General features: G+C 40.7%; 4 protein-coding genes. 3 read left to right on the plus strand and 1 reads right to left on the minus strand.

Features of this window, described 5'->3' with window-relative positions:
* Positions 1–638: 638 nt before the first annotated feature.
* Positions 639–1,310, minus strand: coding sequence for a LytR/AlgR family response regulator transcription factor (locus V4T18_RS18140; protein ID WP_332651841.1), 672 nt, complete (start codon positions 1,308–1,310; stop codon positions 639–641).
* Positions 1,311–1,528: 218 nt separating this feature from the next.
* On the opposite strand from V4T18_RS18140, the gene aceA reads away from it, so the two are divergent.
* The 3 genes from aceA (at position 1,529) to V4T18_RS18155 (ending at position 4,530) form a co-directional block, all read left to right on the plus strand.
* Positions 1,529–2,812: an isocitrate lyase gene (gene aceA / locus V4T18_RS18145; RefSeq protein WP_332651843.1), complete on the plus strand. Its 1,284-nt coding sequence runs from the start codon at positions 1,529–1,531 to the stop codon at positions 2,810–2,812.
* A gap of 146 nt (positions 2,813–2,958) precedes the next feature.
* Positions 2,959–3,255: a hypothetical protein gene (locus V4T18_RS18150; protein ID WP_332651845.1), complete on the plus strand. Its 297-nt coding sequence runs from the start codon at positions 2,959–2,961 to the stop codon at positions 3,253–3,255.
* Between the two features lie 105 nt (positions 3,256–3,360).
* Positions 3,361–4,530, plus strand: a complete 1,170-nt coding sequence (locus V4T18_RS18155) for a pyridoxal-phosphate-dependent aminotransferase family protein (RefSeq protein WP_332651846.1) — start codon at positions 3,361–3,363, stop codon at positions 4,528–4,530.
* The last annotated feature ends 83 nt before the right edge of the window (positions 4,531–4,613 follow it).

A 4,613-nucleotide genomic window follows, 5' to 3' on the forward strand; every position in this document is an offset into this window, starting at 1 on the left:
GGTAGTTGGGGGCTTCCCCCTGTGAGAGTAGGACGTCGCTAGGCACAAACAAAAGCCTGAGAATATTTTCTCAGGCTTTTTCTTTTTGTTCTCTTTATTTAAATAACAAGATCTTGAGATACACTACAAGCTCCGTGTTTTATTAATGTTTAAAAAGGAGTTCAATAATAATTCTGAATAGCTATGCGTTTGCTTATTTGAATGGGTTTTTTGAAGGGAGTAATAATACTTCAAAATTGGTCAAAAGAAATTTCCATAATAATCGAAAGTAGGAACATTTTAAGGTAAGGATTTTTGAATATAAAAAATATTTTGCTACAGAGAGTTGACGTTTCAGGCTCTTCTTTTTGTAATTCTGAATGAGGTTGATGTTGTATTGGATTCAATAAAAACTCCCTCCTTCTGTTTAAATATACTAAGTAACAAATCATTTTATCTTTATAATGACGATATTTTGCTTGCTTTATGGAAGGAATCACGGAGCGGATGACAGGGGGAGTATTTCCCTTTTGTTGTTTTAGGATATATTATATTCATATTATTACCCTTTTCAGTACGTGTTGAGAAAATGAATATGAAAAGAGGCGATCGAAGAAAAAATTATCGGTCGCCTTTTTTGTTACTAGTGTATTTAAGCTTTAAAATTCCAATATTGTGCGAAGGTTATTCATGTAAGATTGACTTACAGGTAGCTCGGTACCATCCTTCATGAGCACAATAAAATTCGATGTAATATCACGTGAAATTTTTTTAATAAAGTGAATGTTAATAATGTATGATCGATGAATACGTATAAATGTTTTAGGTAAACGTATTTCTAACTCCTTTAATGTAACGGAGGTTTTATATTGCTCCCCGTTTCGATAAAACCATGTGCGTTTTTGTAGGCTTTCAATATGAGAGATTTCCTCAATCGGTATGGGACTCCAATCCTCATTTTGCTTGCCTGTTAAAAAGCGATAAGGCTCCTGCTTTTGTGGTGAATACGTTGGCGGTAATACAACTACAAGCGCAGCCTGTTTCCCATCGATTAGAACGGGATAGCCGATTGCGTAATACGGCGTGTTGAATAAAGAGTTATCCATCACAGCATCCGTTTTAGTTTGTGTTTGTAAGACACGGTGAGTTAGGCTATCCTCCTTTACAGCTGAGCCAACCTCTAAATGCAGCTCATGGCTCCCACTCGTAAAATATACATACGTATTCTCTATAGCAATCGCTATGGCTGCAGTTTTTGGAATCCAATCGTCTAATATAACTTTATATTGGTCCAATACTTTTCTATCAATTATAATATCCCCTTGTTTCATATAAAACATTCCCCCTCTGTATTATATGTACTTTTACATTTCATCCCAACTATAGACTATTTCGTCATTAATTTCAGGTGTTTTATCAGAAAATAATGAAAAACGAAACATTCTGTTATATATTAATTTACAACAAGTACTCCTGTTATGGAACAGTATTTAAAAATATTTTCTTAGCAGAGTATCTTATTACACAATTGGGAAGGTGGAAATGTAACATGTCAAGTCGTCAAGAAAAGATTGTAGCTCTAAAAAAGGATTGGGCAGAAAACCCACGCTGGAAAGGTATTGACCGCGGTTATGACGCTGAAGAAGTAGTAAAATTACAAGGTTCAGTAGTAATCGAGCAAACTCTTGCAGCTCGTGGTGCAAAACGTCTTTGGAATTCTTTACACACTGAGCCATTCATCAACGCTTTAGGTGCCCTAACTGGTAACCAAGCAGTTCAACAAGTTAAAGCAGGTTTACAAGCAATCTACTTATCGGGGTGGCAAGTAGCGGCTGACGCAAACCTTTCTGGTCAAATGTATCCTGACCAATCACTATACCCAGCAAACTCTGTACCGGCTGTAGTAAAGCGTATTAACCAAGCGCTACAACGTGCAGATCAAATCGACCATTCAGAGGGACGTGAAGACGGTTTCGACTGGTTCGCACCAATCGTAGCAGACGCTGAAGCAGGTTTCGGTGGTCCATTAAACGTATTCGAGCTTGTTAAAGGCATGATCGAAGCAGGTGCTTCTGGTGTTCACTTAGAAGACCAATTAGCTTCTGAGAAAAAATGTGGTCACTTAGGTGGTAAAGTATTACTTCCAACTCAAAATGCAGTACGTAACTTAATCGCAGCTCGTCTTGCAGCTGACGTAATGGGCGTAGACACAATCTTAATCGCTCGTACAGATGCTGATGCAGCTGATATGGTAACTTCAGATATCGATCCACGCGATGCAGAGTTCATCACTGGCGAACGTACACCAGAAGGCTTCTTCCGTACAAAACCAGGTATCAAGCAAGCAATCGCTCGTGGTTTAGCATATGCACCATACGCAGACTTAATCTGGTGCGAAACATCTCACCCATCTTTAGAAGAAGCTCGTGAATTCGCAACAGCAATCCACGCTGAATTCCCAGGTAAGATGTTAGCGTATAACTGCTCTCCATCATTCAACTGGAAAGCAAAACTTTCTGACGCAGAAATCGCAGAATACCAACGTGAATTAGGTAAGCTTGGCTACAAGTTCCAATTCATTACACTTGCTGGTTTCCACAGCTTAAACTACTCTATGTTCGAGCTTGCGCATGACTACAAAGACAATGGTATGGCTGCTTACTCTAAGCTACAACAAGCTGAGTTCGCTGCAGAGTCTAAAGGTTACACAGCAACTCGTCACCAACGCGAAGTTGGTACTGGTTACTTTGATGAAGTATCACAAACAATTTCAGGTGGTACATCTTCAACAACTGCAATGTCTGGTTCAACTGAAACTGAGCAATTCGTATAATACGAACGCCATTATCCCTACTCGACAAGGGATGTACTATACAAGATTAGCAATAGAATATACGCACGCTCGGACTGCCAAGTGTGCGTATATCATATAACTTCACAATGTAAGAGATGAAGAGTTAGGGTACTAAGTAATCCGGTATGGCACTTGTGCATATGAAAAAAGCTGTTGGGGAACAAGCTTTTAAAGGTGACCGTTATGCCGAAACGATCATTTTTCAACAAGCACAAGCGGCATTGCTCGGGTACTTAATACAGCCTATATACGAAATAATACCGTTAGTTAGACATGTAAACTTTACTATTATAATTCGTCATTTTATTTCCTACTACAATTTACACGGAGTTGTGATGGGATTACTTTTGAACATGGGTTTTGCCTCCCATAAAAGTATATATAGCGTTAAAACAAGGGGTCTATTATTAAGAATTGTGTAAGATTCTTATATAAAAGGGGGAAATGCCTTCCTAGTCGTGATGGGGCTAGGAGGGTGTTTTTGTTATATTCAAAAACATTGATCATATTAAAAAGGGGATACTCGAATGAAAAATAAAGAGCTATTACTCGTACCCGGTCCTACACCTGTAGTAGATGAGATTTATGATGCACTCTCGAGCGAAACAAGAGGTCACACAGATCCACGGTTTGTAGCGATTTATAAAAATGCCATTGAGCAAACAAAGAGATTATTTAATACAGACGGGGAAGTCTATGTTGTAGCAGGCTCAGGAACGCTTGCAATGGAAATGGCACTTGTGAATACGGTTGGTAAGGGCGAAAAGCTACTTGTCATTAGTCACGGCTATTTTGGCGACCGTTTCACACCACTAGCAACAGCCTATGGAATCCAAGTAGAAGTCCTACAATCCCAATGGGGCAAGCGTGTGGATGCTGAACTAGTAAAGGAAGCACTTGCCGACAAGAGCTTTAAGGCCGTGACGATTACACATGCCGATACATCAACGGGTGTAGCGTCCGATTTAGAAACACTGATCCCAATCATTAAAGAGGCAGGTGCCCTTGCAATTGTTGATGGTGTCGTGGCAACAGCTGCCCTGCAGGAGGATATGAGCCAGGCGTATGGCGGCAATCCAAATTACACATTGGATGTTGTGTTAACAGGCTCACAAAAAGCAATTGGTGTACCACCTGGACTAGCGGTTGTGGCATTTAGCCCACAGGCACTAGAGGCACGCGAGGCACTGGGCTCCATACCTGCGTATTATGCAGATATCAACAACTGGCGTGCGATTATGGACGATCCAGGAAAATATTTCGCAACACCACCCGTCAACTTAATTTACGCCTATGATGTGGCGTTAAAAATTGTGTTAGATGAAGGTATGGAAAAGCGTGAGGCACGTCATATGGCATACGGTAAAGGGGTACGCGCGGCATTACGTAGCTATGGTATGCAGCCACTAGCAGACGAAGAGGTTGCGGCGGCAACACTAAGCTGTATCGTCTATCCTGAAGGCGTAAATGATGCAGAATTCAGAAGCAGTCTTGCTAAAAGAGGCGTGATTGTGGCTGGCTCACTCGCTCACCTAGCCGGTAAAGCATTCCGAATTGGTCATATGGGGAATACTACGCCAGAACAGCTAGAGCAGGCAATTCGTAGCATTGGCGAAGCGTTACAAGAGCAGGGTGTAGCTGTGGATATCGAAGCTGCAATCCAGGCGTGGGAAGAGCAGATTAATATACTTGTCTAACAGAGAGAAAGAGCGTACGAAACATACTTTAAAGTGGTACCCAAGTCAAGGACAAACTAAAAAAAGAGATTAAGCTACTAAGA

Source organism: Lysinibacillus sp. 54212 (assembly GCF_036662795.1).
In the GTDB taxonomy this organism is placed as follows: Bacteria; Bacillota; Bacilli; order Bacillales_A; family Planococcaceae; genus Lysinibacillus_B.